General features: G+C 42.1%; 12 protein-coding genes. 1 reads left to right on the plus strand and 11 read right to left on the minus strand.

Annotated elements, in window-relative coordinates:
* Positions 1–196: 196 nt before the first annotated feature.
* Positions 197–1,045: a flagellin N-terminal helical domain-containing protein gene (locus LEP1GSC050_RS17920; RefSeq protein WP_010569729.1), complete on the minus strand. Its 849-nt coding sequence runs from the start codon at positions 1,043–1,045 to the stop codon at positions 197–199.
* A gap of 253 nt (positions 1,046–1,298) precedes the next feature.
* Between LEP1GSC050_RS17920 and ispH the strand changes: the two genes are divergently transcribed.
* Positions 1,299–2,237, plus strand: a complete 939-nt coding sequence (ispH, locus tag LEP1GSC050_RS17925) for a 4-hydroxy-3-methylbut-2-enyl diphosphate reductase (protein ID WP_010569730.1) — start codon at positions 1,299–1,301, stop codon at positions 2,235–2,237.
* A 5-nt stretch (positions 2,238–2,242) separates the two neighbouring features.
* Here the strand turns inward: ispH and LEP1GSC050_RS17930 are convergent, their stop codons facing one another.
* The 10 genes from LEP1GSC050_RS17930 to LEP1GSC050_RS17975 form a co-directional block, all read right to left on the minus strand.
* Complete coding sequence (locus LEP1GSC050_RS17930; protein WP_010569731.1) at positions 2,243–4,414, minus strand: DUF1577 domain-containing protein; 2,172 nt, start codon at positions 4,412–4,414, stop codon at positions 2,243–2,245.
* On the minus strand, positions 4,380–5,720 hold the full coding sequence (locus tag LEP1GSC050_RS17935) for a sensor histidine kinase (protein WP_010569732.1): 1,341 nt from the start codon (positions 5,718–5,720) through the stop codon (positions 4,380–4,382). The genes LEP1GSC050_RS17930 and LEP1GSC050_RS17935 overlap by 35 nt, the downstream gene beginning before the upstream one ends.
* A 1-nt stretch (position 5,721) precedes the next feature.
* On the minus strand, positions 5,722–6,084 hold the full coding sequence (locus tag LEP1GSC050_RS17940; protein WP_010569733.1) for a response regulator: 363 nt from the start codon (positions 6,082–6,084) through the stop codon (positions 5,722–5,724).
* Between the two features lie 3 nt (positions 6,085–6,087).
* Positions 6,088–6,945 carry a CheR family methyltransferase gene (locus LEP1GSC050_RS17945; protein WP_010569734.1) on the minus strand — a complete coding sequence of 286 codons (858 nt, stop codon included), beginning with the start codon at positions 6,943–6,945 and terminating at the stop codon, positions 6,088–6,090.
* On the minus strand, positions 6,945–8,039 hold the full coding sequence (gene cheB, locus LEP1GSC050_RS17950; protein WP_010569735.1) for a chemotaxis-specific protein-glutamate methyltransferase CheB: 1,095 nt from the start codon (positions 8,037–8,039) through the stop codon (positions 6,945–6,947). Before cheB ends, LEP1GSC050_RS17945 begins: the two co-directional genes overlap by 1 nt.
* A 2-nt stretch (positions 8,040–8,041) precedes the next feature.
* A complete protein-coding gene (locus LEP1GSC050_RS17955) occupies positions 8,042–9,655 on the minus strand; it encodes a methyl-accepting chemotaxis protein (protein ID WP_010569736.1) in 1,614 nt (537 codons plus the stop codon).
* A gap of 10 nt (positions 9,656–9,665) precedes the next feature.
* Positions 9,666–10,109 (minus strand): chemotaxis protein CheW, encoded by a 444-nt coding sequence (locus tag LEP1GSC050_RS17960; protein WP_010569737.1) that lies wholly within the window; start codon positions 10,107–10,109, stop codon positions 9,666–9,668.
* A complete protein-coding gene (locus LEP1GSC050_RS17965; protein ID WP_010569738.1) occupies positions 10,106–12,634 on the minus strand; it encodes a chemotaxis protein CheW in 2,529 nt (842 codons plus the stop codon). Before LEP1GSC050_RS17965 ends, LEP1GSC050_RS17960 begins: the two co-directional genes overlap by 4 nt.
* 429 nt (positions 12,635–13,063) lie before the next feature.
* Positions 13,064–15,808, minus strand: a complete 2,745-nt coding sequence (locus LEP1GSC050_RS17970; RefSeq protein WP_010569739.1) for an ATP-binding protein — start codon at positions 15,806–15,808, stop codon at positions 13,064–13,066.
* A 6-nt stretch (positions 15,809–15,814) separates the two neighbouring features.
* Positions 15,815–17,470, minus strand: coding sequence for an acyl-CoA carboxylase subunit beta (locus LEP1GSC050_RS17975; protein WP_010569740.1), 1,656 nt, complete (start codon positions 17,468–17,470; stop codon positions 15,815–15,817).
* Between the last annotated feature and the right edge of the window lie 135 nt (positions 17,471–17,605).

Consider the following 17,605-nt stretch of genomic DNA (forward strand, 5'->3'; position numbering starts at 1 on the left):
TTTTTAGATTTTTAACGGAAGAAATTTTAGGCAAAAAAAAGCCCAACGGTTCTATGAAAGAACGTTAGGCTTCAGAGTCGTACGGCGATTTATAACAAAATTATAAATCCGTCGGTCCCGTCGAAAGAACCTGCATTCGCTTAAGGACGTGCCCGACCGGTCCTCATACTAAGAAACCGATCGGTGAGCCATTGAATTACTTCAATAGCTGCAGCACGGTTTGCGGCTTCATGTTCGCTTGAGCGAGCATCGCAGTCGCAGCTTGAGTCAAGATCTGATAGCGGGTAAAGCTGGTCATTTGTTCAGCCATATCCGTGTCACGGATCCGAGACTCTGCGGCCTGGATGTTTTCGTAAGCGTTCATTAACCCCTTAGCGGCATGTTCCAAACGGTTGTAATAAGCTCCCAGATCCGCTCTCTGCTTGGAGATCAGTCTGAGTGCATCGTCCGCCAATCCGATCACGGAGTTGGCTTTTCCCGCCGTAGAAAGAGAGATAAAGGTCAACACGGTCGGGTTTCTAAGACCCAAAGACGCAGTGTTCATCGTTTCGATGTATATTCTTTCTCTCTGGTGCATATTCGCACCCATGTGGAACCACATACTTGCGGTCGGATTCAAACGAGCAAAAGCTCCGGTAAGAAGCTTCATCTTGTTGAATTCGGCCTGAGAAGCTATCCTGTCGATCTCGTCGACCAACTGAGAGACTTCTACTTGAATTTGTTGGCGGTCTTCTTCCGAATAGATTCCGTTCGCGGCTTGTACTGCGAGAACGCGAATCCTTTGAACGACTTCATGAGTTTCTTGCAAATACCCTTCCGCCGTTTGAATCAGAGACATACCGTCTTCAGTATTTTGTTCCGCCCTGCGTAAACCGCCGACTTGAGTCCGCATTTTCTCGGACACTGCCAAACCGGAAGCGTCGTCACCTGCACGGTTGATTCGCATACCGGAAGACAATTTTTCAATGTCTTTAGTCATGCTTTCGCTATTGAACTTCAATGTTCTATGAGCGAAAATGGCGCTTATATTGTGGTTAATAATCATTCGGTTCCTCCTTGAATCCGAATCCTCTTTCGAGGAATGTGACTTTCCTAGAGGTCTTCCTTGACCTCTTCACCATTTGGATCGTCCAATTCGTAAAATCCGAGTAGATACTTTTTTCCCGACGGTTTCGATAAAAGAAACCTTCCTAGTTTCTCCGGATATGTCCCTTTCGTATTCAAGCTCCTTTCGGAGTCAAAAACACTCTGCGAAAGTACTTGCCCCGGGTGGATATCCGGTACAAGCTGAAAGGAGTATGCTTCAGACCATTTACTTAGCCAATCCCAGAGGTTTTTGTGCCGGTGTTAAATACGCAATTTCGTATGTGGAGCAAGTACAAGCGCAATCTTCCGAACAAATTTATGTTCGTAAGGAGATCGTCCATAATCGGCGCGTAGTTGAAGATATGAAAAAACGTGGAATTCGTTTCATAAGCGAATTGAACGAAGCCCCCGACGGAGCAACGGTGATTTTTTCCGCTCATGGAGTTTCTCCGGCAGTCGTTGAGGACGCTAAACTTAGAAATATGCAGATTGGCGACGCAACCTGTCCTTTAGTGACAAGAGTTCATCGTAAAGCAAGAAGATACAAAGAAGAATACCAGATCATTTACATCGGTCATCAGGGACATGACGAGGCGATCGGAACCATGGGCGAAGCGCAGATGTTTCTAGTTGAATCTCCTGAAGACGTAGAAAAGCTCGTAGATAAAATCAATCCGGAAAATCCGATTACATATCTGATGCAAACGACCCTATCTGTCGCGGATACCCAACTAATCGTTAAGAAAATCGCCGAATTATTCCCGACAGTCGAACATCCGGCGAAAGACGATATTTGCTACGCTACGACCGAACGTCAGGAAGCTGTCGCTCAAATGATGGATTCAATCGATGCAATGCTGGTCATTGGTGCGGATAATAGTTCCAACTCGTTACGGTTATTGCAATTGGCGCAAAAATCCAAGCCTGCTTCGTTTAAAGTTACTTCGGCGGACGATCTGAATAAGGAATATTTGATAAACAATCGAATCAAGACCCTTGGGATTACCGCAGGAGCATCGACTCCGCAGATTTTAGTGGATGAAATTATCGATAAGCTATGTCATTTTTATCCGGATGTAAGCGTTCAGCTTTTTCCCGAATCCAGGGAAGATTCGATGAGCTTTAAACTACCTGCGAAATTACTAAATTAATTTCTTTAACGGCCGTTTTCAATATGAGTCCGAGTTGAGTCTTCTTCGGGAATATTCTGTTCTCCCCGCCTCGAAAGAATCGGTAATTGTATTTCGGTCGCAATTTTGTTTGCAAGTTTCGCAGTTGAATAATCTTTTATTTCGGATATTCGAACATTATTATCGATTTGTTTTGCCAGGTTTTGAACTAAATTTAAGCCGATTCCGAAGCCGAAATCCTCTTCCTGAAACCTTTCGTCATACGTATGATTCATTCTGAAAAAAGGTTCGAATAGTTTCTCAGAATACTCTTTCGGAATTCCGTGAATGCCGGTTTTGCCCGCTTCGATTTCATTGATGATATCGATATTTAACATGGAGTCTTCCGGATACATTATGATTTGTATCTTTGAATGCTCGGGAGAAAATTTCATTGCGTTTACTAGAATTTCTTTGATAGAAAAGGAAAGGAATTTTCGGTTACATTTTACTTTGTATTCCAGATGTTTATCCTTAAAGATAATATGATTGTCCTTTATTTTCGCCGCTTTGTGTAAATCGGAGACGGTTCGTTTGATGATAGATTGAATTTCTAAAATGTCTAATGCTTCAGGAATAATTTTCAAGTCAAACAAGCTCTTTAACTTGTCCAATTTTTCCGTCCAGCTCCGCATCATGTTTTTGTTTTCGACGATTGATTTCATTAAATCCTTCGGAATCAGGCAGTCGGTTCCTTCCCGTTTAAGGGAAAGTTCGGTCAGATCTAGATACGTAAGTAAGGAGCCGAGACCTATTCCCTGGGAAGAACTATGAGAAATACTGTTTAGAATATTTTTTCCGACGGTCATTTGATCGGAATTTCTTTGATAGTCTTTCCAGATTAACCAATCGATTTCTCCCGCTAGATGTCTTTCATCCTGAAAAATATTTTGATAAGTACGAATCTTATCCTTGTACCAGGTTAGGGCATTTTTGACAGCCTCTAATAATTGCTTTTCCTGTTTCTTCTTTAAGAGTTGGGCCCATATCCAATTAAAGGAGCTAAGGCTCAATGTCGTATGTTCCATTTTGGAATAGGTGATAATCAAACTTCCAGGAGTGATTTTTCGCATAGCTTTTAGATAATCTAGGACGTGAATTTTATCGGATTCGATCTCAGTCACGACTATTGCGGGAGACCATTTTGCACATTGTACTAGTCCTTCCGTTAAAGAACTTGCGAAGATCAGAACTAATTCTTCGTTTTTAAATAGTTCATTCGCCCTCTTAGTGAAATACGGATCCGGATCAATATATAAGAGAGAGCTAGAAGAATTCATTTTATAGTCGGAGACCCGAGATTGGACTACACGTTCTGTAGAATGGGAATCCGATTTATCCAGCGACCTCTCCAGGTGTTTTACTACGATTTCGAATCTATGTTTTTCTATTTCATCTCGGTCCTTCCGTTCCAGTTTCAATCCGACGTTCATATTTCCACTTTCCGACTTTGCCCACCATCTTAAAGTCCCCTCCAGAAGAAACGGTTGCTGATTAGGCAACGCCAGTTTAAACGCATATTTTTTAAAGCGACTTAAATTATCTTTCGAGACGGCGGGAGGAATCTCGAAACCTATTCCGTTTTGTGAAAGATCGCTGACGATAAACCTTTGTGATATTTTTTCCCGGCTCCATTCCTCTATATTTTGAGAAATTTCAACTGCAAGGGATTCAAGTTCTAGAGCTGTTTCTTTTGTGAAATGTTGTTCCCCGGAAACCACATGAATGTAGGCAAGCGGTTTCCTTTTCGATTCTCCGTCTTGAACCAGGATCGGAATAATCAGCTCCGAAGAAACTCCTGCGGAAAAATAACGATCGATCGAGGAGGAAATACTTTCCTTTACCGCCGATGAATAACTGAGCATGGAAGGATCGTTTATAGAGTATGAATCTCTGTTCGACGTATCGGATAATAACAAAGTCTTTCCGGTAGCCTGAACCGAATGAAAGCGCTCTTCTTGTTTTGCCCGAAAGACATCGATTGAAACAGTACCGACGGGTGTCTTCTGAAGCATGGTTGAATATTTTTCGAATAAACTCCTTAGATATTCGGATTTTTCGGTATCCCCATCCAAATTTTCGGAGAATTCGGATGATTTAAAATTAGTTACGTAGATGTCGTCCTTAAAAAGGTGAATGCGTTTTTCTGATCTTCCCATCGTCGTAAATCCTCAAAGAATTTTGTTCCTTTTTTAAAGAAGCCAATTTGAACTTTAATTCGATTGCAACCCTTCTAGTTTTATCTTCCGTATTCGCCTTTTTAATTTCATACAGATAAGTCCTGCAGTCGATTTGCTTCGCAAGATTTCTAACAACATTCAATCCGATTCCCATTCCTAATTCGTTAGAATAGAATCGTTCGTCGTAAAGATTATTAAGTCGGAAGAAAGGTTCAAATACCTTGTAATAATATTCATCCGGGATTCCCGACCCCCCTTCGAGAAAGGAACTAACGTCATTCTTGAACAAAAGGCTGCAGGTATCTTCGCTCCTTACAAAGGAGACTACGATTTCCGAATTATCCGGCGAAAATTTCATAGCATTCACAAGAATTTCATTTATGGAAAAATGTAAGAAATCGCGATTGCAGATCAAATCGACCGATTCGAATTCGTTCATAATTACGATTGATTGATTTTTTATTTCAAGCAGCGGGCCAAGAGTTCGTATTATTTCCTCTATATAAGCCTTAAGGTCGGAGGATTTCATCGTTTGTTTTTCGATGGAACGATCTAAATATGTTTTAAAATATTCTATTTTTTCGATTCTATTCCTTAATAGATTTTTAGTATTAAGAACGACTGAGAATAATTTTTCAGGGATTCTTATGAAGCCGTCCTCTTCCCGCATAAAAAATTCGCATAAATCGAGTTGGCCGACTAATGAACCGATCCCGAGTCCCTGAAACATGCTTCGAGTCAGGCTAGTAAGGATTCCTTTGCCAAGTTCCAATTCCGTGATACCCGAAAGAGATTCCTTCCAAATTAACCATTCTAGCTCGGAGGAAAGATTCTCGCTCCGTCTACTTCCTAACTGAATACGTTCGGAGTTTTCTTTTATAAACTGTAATGCCTCCAAAATTCTATCCTTTAGATTCTCTTGGAGTGTATCGCGCTTGATATAGGACCAAATCCAATCGATATGACTTAATTCCGATATCGACTGGTTGTTTGAAACTATCAGAATAACGAGTGCATCCGAACATAATCTACGAAGCAATTTCAAGTTCGAATTCAAATCAGGGCGAATTAAATCCAAATCGAGTAGAATTATTTGCGGGGGAAAATTTATGCATTTTTCTATCACTTCTCCGATCGACGAGGTTGAAATCAACCGTATCTGACCTAAGTTCGATATCTCTCTGCATAATATATCCGAAATCGCAAAGCCGCTAGCGTGTATAATCGTCGTTAACGTTTGTAACGAAACGATATTGTCAGAATCCTTTTGTTCGACGGTATTCATATTAGTGAAGAACTTGCTTGATAATATCCAAAAATTGAACCGGACGAAATGGCTTTATGATCCAACCATTGGCACCTGCTTCTGCCCCTTGTCGTTTAACATCCTCTTCCGATTCCGTTGTCAGAGTCAGAATCGGAACTGTTTGATTCCTTTTTCTGACTTCCTTGATAAATGAAATTCCATCCATCACCGGCATATTGATGTCGGTGATCACTAGATCGACGGGTTCTAAATCGAGTTTCTCCATTCCTTCCCTGCCGTTAACGGCAAGGATAACTTCATAACCTCCTAACCCGAGAGTTTGTTGTACTAGACTCCTCATTGTAGCCGAATCGTCGACCGCTAGAATTTTTGCTGTAGCCATATCTCAAGCTCCTTTCGAAAAGAATGTTACATTTGTTGGATTTAGTTCGTAATATCGAAATTTACCGAATTCACGCACTATGAACGTGGATGAGTAATCCGTAATGGATTCGGCTGTACCGAGGATAAGAAAGCTATCCGGATTCATCGATTTTTCGATCTTCTTAAATAATTTTCTTCGATCGTCATGATCGAAATAGTACGATACGTTCCTGCAGAGAATCAGATCGAATCCGGTCGGAAAATCATCAGATATTAAATTTTGGTATTTAAATTCTACTATCGACTTGATCTCGTCGTTGATTTGATATTCCGTATCCGATATTTTAGTAAAATATTTATTAAGATATTTTGTATCGAGTCCGCGACTTATTTCGAAATTGCTGTATATTCCGCTTTTCGCCTTTATGAGGGTATCATACGCGATATCGGTAGCGAAAATTTTGGTTTTCTTAAATATTTCCGGTGCCTTTTCTTTAATTTCCATTGCGATCGAATACGGCTCCTGTCCCGTCGAACAAGCGGCACACCATATTTTTAGGTGGCTTCCTGTCGAATTCGCATTGGATTGCGCACGTTGTTCTAACAGCTCCGGAATAATTCGAGATACTAGAGCTTCGAAGAGTCCATCGTCGCGAAAGAATTTGGTTTCGTGAGTCGTGATTCTATCGATGACTTTCTCGCGGAATTCCTTATCCGAATGATTTTGAAATCGATCGGTTAATTCCTGGTAGGATGACATTTTATAATCTTCCATCAGTCCCGAAAGTCTACTCTCGATAAGATAGATTTTCTCCTCGTTTAAGGAAAGCCCGGTATCCTTTTTTAAGGCGCTCATAAATTTCAAAATTTCTTCGCTCATTAGGTTAAGTCCTTAGATAGAAAATTTGAAATTCGTTCCGCGATAGAATCGATGTTTAGAACTTCGTCCACGATGCCTTCCTTCACTGGTTTATTTGGCATACCGAAAACAAGGCATGTTTCTTTACTTTGCGCAATTAGGTATGCTCCCTTTTCTTTCATTTCCTTCATACCGAGATATCCATCCTCCCCCATTCCCGTCATAATCACCGCCATAGATTCGTTCGAAAAATTCTCAGCGAGCGATTTGAATAGAATGTTCACCGAAGGCTTGCATAGCTCTCCTATCGGTCCTTGATAAACCTTTCCTACCGCTCCTCGCTTATCTTTTATTACTTCTAATTGCATACCGCCCGGCGCGATATAAATGGCTCCTTCTTCTAAAATTTCTTCGTCCGAAACTTCTTTTACGATGAAGTCGTTATTTGCAGCAAGATGCTCCGCCAAATATTTCGTAAATCTAGGCGGCATATGCTGAGCTATTACTATAATTCCTCTTAAATTTGTTTTTAACTTTGAAACAAGCTCTCGCAAGGCAACTGGGCCGCCGGTTGATATTCCAATTCCGCAGATATTGAATTTTCTCTTCGGTTTTAATTTCGATTCGCCTTGATGCTTTCCGATCTTACGATCCTGAAATCGCAGCAACTCTTGCGCGTAAATAGCTTTGATCTTATCCGATAATAACCCCAGCGTTTCGGTTATATCGACGCTACCTTCGGTCATGTGTGACGGTTTAGCGACGAAATCCAATGCCCCCATATCTAATGCTTGTAATGTCGTTTTTGCTCCTTCTGAAGTTAAAGAACTGAACATAATTACGCGAGTTTCCGGATTGCTCTTTTTGATTTCCGCTAAAGCGTCCAACCCGTTCATTTGAGGCATTTCGACGTCCATTACTACGAAGTCGGGCTTTAAGTAACTTATCTTTGGTAAAGCGAATTTACCGTCGATTGCCGCCCCCAAGAATTCGAATTCTGGTTCGCTCGTGATTGCGGATCGAAGTAAATTACGATAAATTAATGAATCATCAACGGCAAATACAGTTATTCTTTTTTTCTGATTCATCGATTCCGCCATATTTGCAGCGACCATTTTCAATTCGCCGTGTTCGAAATTTTAAACTGTGCAACTAATGTGGTTAAAACTTCCGCCAAGGATTGAAGCGATTTTGCGAGGTTCGATACGTTGTTAGATTCTTTCGCACCGTCTAAGGAAGCCGTAGAAATACCGTTTATGTTCTTCGTTACCTCGTTGGAGGTCATGGATGTTTGACTAACGTTGGCCGCTATTTCCTTAGTCGTAATGGATTGTTCTTCCACGGCGGAGGCAATGCTACCGCTGATTTGGTTCACCTCGGCGATGACGGATGTGATCTTTCCAATCGATTCCGTAACTTTTTCCGTGCTTTTTTGAATGGCTGAGATTTTATTTTTAATTTCTTCCGACGATTCCGCCGATTGTCTGGCTAATTCTTTGACTTCCGATGCCACTACGGCAAATCCTCTTCCTGCCTCCCCGGCTCCAGCAGCTTCGATTGCAGCATTTAGCGCTAAAAGTTTGGTTTGTGCGGCTATGTTTGAAATGCTCTCTATTACATTACCGATCTCGCGTGCATTATCGCCTAGTTCTTTAACGACTCCGCCTGTCTCAAGAGCAGTACTGTTTGCTTCTCGAGCGATCTTTGCCGAATCCGCCGCTTTCTTGGCGACTTCGCCCACCGAAACGGACATTTCTTCGATCGAGCTTGTGATCATATTCAGGTTTTGATTCATCTGAGTAGCGGCAGCCGCGATCGTTTGGGACTGCTGCGACATCTGTTCGATGCCTGAAGACAAATTCAAGCTTGCGCCGGAAAGATCGCTGGAAGACTGAAAGAGTATGTTTCCGTTTTCTTTCAATCGAGAGATCAGGGCAGCCGTATTGATCAACATATTGAGTATCGATTTTTCCAACTCACCGATTTCATCATTTCGATTATGCGCAATGTTAACTGAAAGGTCTCCGCTTGCGATTCGGTTGGCGATATTGCTAGCGTTCTGAATCGGTTTTAAAATACTGTAGCTGAGAAAATACGGAGCTACCGTGCATTGAAATAGGATCGTTACGGAAGCTAAAATGTAGGAATAAATTGGAAGGATTCCAAAATGAGGAAAGACTACCAATGCAGCAACAACGAGCGAACTTAAGAATGCCGAAGATAATAGTTTGAGCTTAATTGATAGTTTTTTGGAGTTCGTCGCCGGAAATCGCTTTATACCGGCCAAGATGTCTTTGTAAAGTTTTGAGGCTTCATCAATTTGTTTACGGTTCGGCTTTCTCCTTACGGACATATATCCGACGATGCTACCGTTTTCAAATTTAGGTGCGACGTTCGCATCCACCCAATAATGGTCCCCATTCTTACTTCTATTCTTTACGATTCCTCGCCACGGTTTTCCACTTTGTATTGTGGACCAAAAATCCTGAAAAACACTACGAGGGATATCCGGATGTCGAACGACATTATGGGGTTTATCGATAAGTTCCGATTCCGTTAATCCGGCTATCTCTAAGAATTCCTTGTTGGCGTAAGTGACTTTCCCTTTTAAATCCGTCATCGACACCAAAGTAGTGCCGTCGATCATCATGACTTCTTTGTCAGTTACGGTTACCGAAAGTTGTTTTCTTTCGGATTCAATGTTCTTTTTCTGTGAAGTTAGTCCCAACATTTTCTAATCCTTATTCGTCTGCTATTCGTAATAGTTCTTGTTGATTTACAATTATGATTGTTTCATTCTTAATGATCGAAATATGATCGATGAACTTGCTTTCTTTCTCATTCAAGTGAGAAGGACAAGGTTCAAGATTCTCTTCAGGAATCTCTACTATGTCCGAAATGCTATCAGCGAGAATGGCGAATGATTCCTTTTTTCCTTTTAATCGAATTAGAGAACTTTTATTCTCGCTAAATTTCCAATCTCTTCCGAACAAAGCCATTAGGTTTAGTATGGTAACGACATCCCCTCTTAAATTTACGATTCCGAGTACATGTTCGGGGGAATGCGGGACTTTTAATATGGTTTTATTGTGGTCTACTTCTTTGCAGCCCTCTAACGCAATTCCATAAAGTTCCCCCGCTAAGGTAAAGGACAACAGTTGTTTGATAGAACCGCCCTCCTTCATTTCGACTCCACTTCAACTTCTTTTTCAACGGACAAAAGAGAAGTGGATAGTTCGGATAAGAGTACTGTCGGATCTATTATTATGATGGTTTCGCCGGAAAGAATTCCGCTTCCGATTATTCCTTTTTCACTGTCTTCGCTTTTTGTGAACGAAGGAATTTCGTCGATGACGTTATGAATTTCATTAACGACAAGGCCTTTTTTTATTCCGTTGATTCGAAAGAGAATCATGACGTTTCCTGTCTGTGATTCGGCCTTTGATAGATTGAAGTAATTTTCCAATCGGCATAGTTCCACGACTTCTTCGCGGTACTGAATGATTTCCCTATCTAGGATTCGTTCGGTCTTTTTCGGATCGAATATTTCTAGCCTTTGCACATCCTTGCTATCGATTCCGAAAAGTTGTTTTTGTACGGTGAACAATAAATAATGTTTTTGTAAATTTATATTGCCGATAGAATCGGATGTTCGATCCTCAATCAAGGAGCTTTGTAACTTAAGGAATTTTGCGATACCCGAAATATCCAGAATCAGTGCTAGGTTTCCGTCACCTAGGATCGCCGCCCCGGTATATAAGTTCAGTACGGACAAGGCTCTAGATAACGGCTTTACTACTATTTCTTCGGGGTTTTCTATCTCCGTAATAAGTAATCCGAAAGAGTGCCTTTCGGTATGGACAGCTACTATATATTTGTTTTTTAATGTATCGTCTTTCGAAATGTCTAACATCTCGTCTAGATTGATAATCGGTAATAAATGACCGCGCAGGAGATAGACCTGTTTATTCTCGACGTTAGAGACTGCCTTAGGATCTAGAAGCAATAGTTCGGTGATATTTTGCTGAGGAATCGCAAAGAGCATATTGCCCGCCCTAACCATCTGGCAATTGAGAATGGAAAGAGTTTGCGGTATTGTCGCCGTGATTGTAGTTCCGGAGCCGGTCACGGATGAAATTGCGACAGATCCACCCGCCTTCTGAAAGTTCATCTTAACGACGTCCATTCCGACCCCTCGACCGGAAGTGGAGGAAACCGTTTCCGAGGTGCTGAAACCGGGAACAAAGACTAATTCGGCGAGTTCGACTTCCGTTTTACGATGTATTTCATCGATCGTTAATAAACCTTTCTCGATCGCCTTTTCGCGAATGCGATCATAGTTAAATCCTCTTCCATCGTCTCGGACTTGTAGAATAACGTTACCGCCTCTTAAAGCTGCCGAAATATAGATCCGTCCTTTTCTAGGCTTGCCTGCCTTACTCCTTTCCTCCTGAGATTCCAAGCCATGATCCGCCGAATTACGAATCATATGGGTAATCGGATCCGAGATCGTATCTATAATCGTTTTATCCAATTCGACGTCGCCGCCGTCCAGATGCAGTTCGATCTCCTTATTGGTCGTCCTTTCCAGATCGTGAATAAGCCTGGGAATTTTTTTAAAGAACGTCTCGAGCCTTTGTAGCCGAGTTCTCATGATACTTTCTTGCGAAAGCGTGATCAATTGACTTAGATTCCTTACCGTAGAGAGCAGAGAATGCTCCTGGATCGCTTCCATTTTTTGTAATAATTGGTTTCGGACTATAATGGTCTCTCCGGCTAAATTAATCAGATGATCTAAAAGATTTAAAGGAATTCTTAAATAGTTATCAGAGAGTTCCGTCTGCGGTTTTACTCCATTTGCCTCGATATCTCCGGACCCGACCGATTTTGAATACGCTTCCTTAATCACAGCGCGCTTGCCTTCTTCCGACCTCTGAAAAATAATTTGGACGGATTGTACGAAACCTAAATGAGAACATTCTTCGCTGATTTCGGTTTGCGTCGATCGACTCAAAAGAACAAGATAATCTATTTCTTGAATTCCGTTACCGTTTTGCTCTGTTCGGGATTGTTCGAGCAGATTCGATTGCAACACTAGGGCTTTACCTTCCAAAGATTGAAACGATCTACCTTCATCGCGCAAAGCTAACGTTTGATCATTAAACGTATTGAATCGAACTACATAGAGTGATAAATTTTCTAGTTTTGCCCGCTCTAAATATTTCTTGGGAATTATTACTTTAGCTCTTTGGTTTACACGAGGGGAAATATTGGAATCGCCGATAGCTGAATTCTTCGGGAAAAATCCCCAAACCTCTTTCTGCGCCGAATTCGAATCGGATAATTCGGAATCTATTCGGGAAATTATTTGCTCTTCGTTTCTATTTTTATACAGGTCAACATTGCTCAGTAGCAGCCTAAGTTCATCCAGACATTCTAATATGAGCGAAACTTCATATTCCCCGGGAGGGGCATTGGATTTTCTCCATTGATTCAATAAATTTTCTAACGAGTGCGAAAGTGAGGAAATAGCGGGGAACTCAAATATTCCGGAATTGCCTTTGATCGTATGTATCGCTCGAAATAGCGTATTGACATACTCTGGATTAAATTCCATTTTCAAAGAAAGGGCGGTTTCTTCCGCCGAATCGAGTAAATCCGCCGATTCGGCGAGGAAATCATGCAATAACGCTTTTAAATCAACTTCCACGTAGTCCCCCTTATGACTCATTTGATATAATCACAATATTTTAAATTCCATTACGCAATATGGAGAATATTGAAATTATATAGCAGTATATTATCATTTACGAAAATTTAACATATTTAATGAAATATTGTCAACAGTTAGGCTAATAAATCTGATTATATTTTTATCAGTGGCTCCGATGGGACATATTCGGCTGAATTTTCTAGGACGGCAGGGATCAATTAATCTTTTCTAATTATTTATTCTCAAACTCTATACCCTTTGGAAGAGTTTTGTCTAAAAATTATTGCCATTATGGCACTTTTAGCCTTGAGTGAACGTCGATCTGGATAATAGATTTAGTGTGTTATAAATAAATCAAAAGGGGCTCCTTTGCTTCCGTGGGCAACGAGCAAAGGAACCCCTTTTTTAAGTGATTCTAAAGTAAGATCAGAGCAAAGAGAGAGTCACTTTATTCTTTCTTTCTTGTATTTCTTGAGGGGTTTCGACTTTTAAGACTTCATCCGGAACGATCTTGAAGATCGTTTGACCTTTTTGGATGATTTTCCCGTCGCTATCTTGAAGAATTATTTCCTTAATCGTGCCGGAGAACGGAGCAGTGATCTTATTGAACATCTTCATAACTTCTACGATAAAGAGAGATTGCCCTACTTTAAAGTGATCTCCCTCCTTGATCATCGGAGGAAGATCCGGAGATTCTTTCGAATAAAACATTCCGCCCATAGGAGACACGATTTCATCCGAACTTGCTTTTGGCGGAGGGGCAAGAACTTTGATAAGCGCGTCTCTAGTTTCCGCCTTTTTAAATTCATCCGGGATGACCGGTTCCATATTTTCGTCCATCGTCAGAGTATAGAAACGGGATTGATTCCCGATATTCGGAATGAGTTTCAGAAGTTCTAAACCGATTTGAAATCCTTTATGCGCGGCGACCGACTTGGCCCATAGCGTTTCATCGAATCCCGCTTGGGGCTTAGATGACACGAAGAATTCTTCCCAGCGATTGGAGTCCGCCTTTGTTCCCGTCCTTTTTTCAAGTTCCGAATAGAATGCCAGACCTGCTTTCAAAATCTCATCGTCGTGATCCCAGATCTTTTCGGACGGCGACTGATGAGGTTCACCTTCCATATTCAAATAAGTATAAAGGTCGGAAAGAACGTATAGCGGGTTTCGCAACCAGATCACGTTTCCTTTTTCGAGTTTCCAGGAAAAATCCAAATGGTATCCTAAAAATCCCGCCAATAGATGAGCATCCGAGAGTAAATCGCCAACCGGACGAGTGAGAAGGGTTAGTTTTCTAGAGAGGGTTTTCTTGCCGTCAGCGGGAACGGAAGCCAGCAATTTTTTCCAAGCGACTTCCAAGTCAACGTCCTTTGATAGTTCTTCCAGCGCACCTACCGCCGCTAGATAGGAAATCATAAAAGCTGTGGAAGGTTTGAACATTGCGTCCTTACCTAGAATCCAATTGATCAAACCGTAATGAACGATCAGATTTGTCTGTAAATCCTGCCCTCTAAGTTCCGTCCTGCGAAGAATATTTGCTAATCTGCGTAAGTTATCTTCACGATCCGTCCCGTACGTTATCAACAAGGCGATATTCGAATCATAGGCACCGGCTACACGGTAATGAACGAATAAGCCGGTGTCGGGATTGCGTACCGAAATTCCCTGATCGTCTCGAATTTCCTCAGGCAATGGTTTGGACCAATTAAGGATAATTCCGCCTGCGTGAGGTTGAATCGCTTTATTCGTGGCATTGATACGTACTTCCGCTCCGGAAATATTTCTGACGGTGCGTTCCGGCTTAGGCAATCTCTTTCCATGCAAGGAGATTAATGCCATAGCTTCGATCAAACTATCTACTACGAAGAATTCGGCATTATTTTCAGGATTGAAGAACTTCAAGGTGTAAGCCATCTCGGTGACTCTATGTTCCACTTGAATTCTAGTATTCATTTCCATGAAAAAGTGATTTGTGCCCTCTACGATCAGCTCGAACGTGGAAACGCTATTGAGTTTGACAGCTTCACCAAAACGTTCCGACTGTTCTTCCATCTCTTTCAGAACTTTCAAATCCGCCTTGAGAATCTCCGCTTTTTTCGGAGATTTTTTTTCGGCGGCTGCGATCTCTTTCTGCAATAGCTCCTGAGTGAGAGAGATTTCGAGCAGCTTCTGTTCGTGCATTTGAACCGAGCAATCTCTTCCGCCTAACGCCACACACCAATGACCGTTCCCGATCAATTGGATTTCATTATGACGGGTTTTCTCGATATTTAATTCGATCAAAAAGTTCCGATTCGATCCTGGCGCAGTTACTTTCGATTCGGATAAAATTTCTTGAACTGCAGATTTGACTTCGTCAGGTTTAGCAACGACTCGCTGCCCCTTACCCCCGCCACCGCCTACGTATTTAAAACGGATTCGATTAGAAGGGTATTTTTCCCATATCTTAGAACATTCGATTTCGGCCTGTGCTTGCAATTCCGCAATGGTTACTAATTCTACGATTTTATCATAACCTAGATATAATAAAGCTTCCGCATTTTCTTCGGGAGATTTGGACGAATCGAACGAAAAAGAAATTCCCTTTTGTTTTGCCAACGCTTCCAAGGCGCTTGCATCTTTTGCTTTTTTTAGAAGGCAGGTCGCTGAAATCGTATCGACTCCAGGAGTTACTGATACGTTTAATTTTCTAGCGAGCTTCTTAGCCTCGTCTTTAGAACCCGCTTGATGCGCTACGTGAGCGGAAGGTCCCATGAAAATAATACCGTTCGTTTCGATTGCTTCTATGAATTCGGCGTCTTCCGCCATAAAGCCGTATCCGGCGAATATATGAGTGTATTGGTTATCTTTCGCGATCGAAATAATTTGTTTTATGCGTGCCGCTTTCTCCTCAGCCCCGCTTCCCATATAGTCAGGGACCCGATGGATATTGGAAGGGAATCGGAACCCTCTTAATTCCGGAGCCAAAGACATCGGATAAACGACCGAGTCTTTTTCGGATAAAAGAATCCCATATTCGCGGATTCCAATCAGATCGAAAATCTCCATTGCTTCCTTCCGCACAGGACCTCGGCATACGATCAAACATTTGATCGACTCGAGTGTGAATGAGCGGATCCAAGGGGAAGATGATTCGTGAAATTTAATACGTCTATTTTGATAGTCGATCATCGGTTCCTATTCGAACTCCCTTTGTGGCCCGGACATCGGGGCTGGTTTATAGTGGCGAACTAGATAGTCTAGATTTTGAAATAAAATGCTTCTCGTGGTTCCGGGTAAAACGATACGGGAGACGGAACCTAGAGACAATGCTTCTTTAGGATTCATGAGTTCCTTCTCATACTGCTGTGATAAAACTTGGAATTTTTTATCGCGGATGGCCGATGCTTCTTTTTCGGGGGTGCCTTTTTTTATATTCTCTTGGAATTCCTTGTGAATGGCGGCCATCTCGTCTTTATAAACGTAATCCTTCCCTGCGGGACCCATGACAGCAATTCTGGCGGTAGGTAACGCAAAAACCATACTTGCTCCGGTATGGTATGAATTGAAGGAAGCATACGCGCCCCCGAAGGCATTTCGGATAATCAATGTCAATCGAGGTGTGCGCAGATCGATAATGGAATCCAGAAGCTTCCGTCCTTCTAAAACGATTCCGTGATGCTCCTGTTCTTTTCCCGGTAAGAAACCGGTCGTATCCTCTAAGAATATTACGGGAATATTATATACATTACAAAAGCGTATAAATCGAGTTCCTTTTCTGGCGGCGCCGATGTCGATTTGACCGGATGATACTGCCGAATTATTCGCGACGAAGCCGACGACGTGACCTCCGATTCTTCCGAACGCGGTGATCAGGTTTCTGGAACGTTGCGGTTGAATTTCGAAGTATTGTCCATGATCGCAGATATTTTGAATATAAAGGGTGATATCGAAAGGGGTGTTCATTCCTGTCGGAGAATTGAACGTTTTTCGAAATAGGATTTCTTCTTCGTAAATAAAACGGTCCGTCGGATCCGAGGTGGGATGAAATGGCGCAAAGCTATGGTTATTGTCCGGCAGATAAGATAAAAGGCGAAGGGAAGTACGTAAAGAACCGAGTTCGTCACTAGTCACCAGATCGACAACCCCGCTCTGACCATGCACTTTCGGTCCGCCCAGATCATCCGCGGAAATATCTTCTCCCAACACCGATTTTACCACTCCGGGACCGGTAAGGCCAAAGAATGTATTCTCGGATTGAATCATAAATGACCCTTGGCGAGGGAGATAAGATCCTCCCCCGGCATTAAATCCGAACATGAGCATGATACTCGGAACTACGCCGCTAATTTTCCGCAGCGCAGTAAATGCTTCGGAGTATCCGTCTAGTCCTCCGACTCCCGCCGGAACGTAAGCACCTGCAGAATCGTTCATTCCGATTAAAGGAATGCCGTGTTCGCCTGCCGTATAGATTAATCTCGCTAATTTGCTACCGTTAGTAGCATCCATTGAACCGGCGCGAAGAGTAAAATCATGACCGTAAACCGCCACGTCTCTTCCGTTAATATTAAGAATCCCTGTAACGAGAGAAGCTCCGTCTAAATTCTTTCCCCAGTTTTGGTAAAGTATATTAGGCTCCGATTCGGTTAGGACCTTGATCCTTTCCCAAACGGTCATTCTCGATTTAGAGTGTTGTACTAGAATTCGATCAGTGCCGCCTCCCTGAAGAGGTTTTTCTAGCAACTCCCTGCCCATGGCATTGGCATCTTCGTAAATGCCCTTAGGAGATGATTCGACATCCGTTCCTGATTTGTTCTGGAAGGGATTTTCCATGGAGTAGGTTGGTTCCGACATACTTGGTCCTGTCCGTTAGGAAATAAAAAGGCGATCCCAAAACCGACTAAAACATTCCTGCCGCTTATTAAAGAAGGTCGGTTATGAGGCTTTGAGAGTGCCGGTACACAGTTTTTCTAGAAAGGCCTGAGAGGA

It is taken from the genome of Leptospira broomii serovar Hurstbridge str. 5399, from assembly GCF_000243715.2.
GTDB lineage: Bacteria > Spirochaetota > Leptospiria > Leptospirales > Leptospiraceae > Leptospira_B > Leptospira_B broomii.

What these genes read in the sequence shown, in the direction of transcription:
- LEP1GSC050_RS17920 (WP_010569729.1), bottom strand. Translation starts at nt 1,045, where the DNA reads ATGATTATTAACCACAATATAAGCGCCATTTTCGCTCATAGAACATTG.
- ispH (WP_010569730.1), top strand. Translation starts at nt 1,299, where the DNA reads ATGCTTCAGACCATTTACTTAGCCAATCCCAGAGGTTTTTGTGCCGGT.
- LEP1GSC050_RS17930 (WP_010569731.1), bottom strand. Translation starts at nt 4,414, where the DNA reads ATGGGAAGATCAGAAAAACGCATTCACCTTTTTAAGGACGACATCTAC.
- LEP1GSC050_RS17935 (WP_010569732.1), bottom strand. Translation starts at nt 5,720, where the DNA reads ATGAATACCGTCGAACAAAAGGATTCTGACAATATCGTTTCGTTACAA.
- LEP1GSC050_RS17940 (WP_010569733.1), bottom strand. Translation starts at nt 6,084, where the DNA reads ATGGCTACAGCAAAAATTCTAGCGGTCGACGATTCGGCTACAATGAGG.
- LEP1GSC050_RS17945 (WP_010569734.1), bottom strand. Translation starts at nt 6,945, where the DNA reads ATGAGCGAAGAAATTTTGAAATTTATGAGCGCCTTAAAAAAGGATACC.
- cheB (WP_010569735.1), bottom strand. Translation starts at nt 8,039, where the DNA reads ATGGTCGCTGCAAATATGGCGGAATCGATGAATCAGAAAAAAAGAATA.
- LEP1GSC050_RS17955 (WP_010569736.1), bottom strand. Translation starts at nt 9,655, where the DNA reads ATGTTGGGACTAACTTCACAGAAAAAGAACATTGAATCCGAAAGAAAA.
- LEP1GSC050_RS17960 (WP_010569737.1), bottom strand. Translation starts at nt 10,109, where the DNA reads ATGAAGGAGGGCGGTTCTATCAAACAACTGTTGTCCTTTACCTTAGCG.
- LEP1GSC050_RS17970 (WP_010569739.1), bottom strand. Translation starts at nt 15,808, where the DNA reads ATGATCGACTATCAAAATAGACGTATTAAATTTCACGAATCATCTTCC.
- LEP1GSC050_RS17975 (WP_010569740.1), bottom strand. Translation starts at nt 17,470, where the DNA reads ATGTCGGAACCAACCTACTCCATGGAAAATCCCTTCCAGAACAAATCA.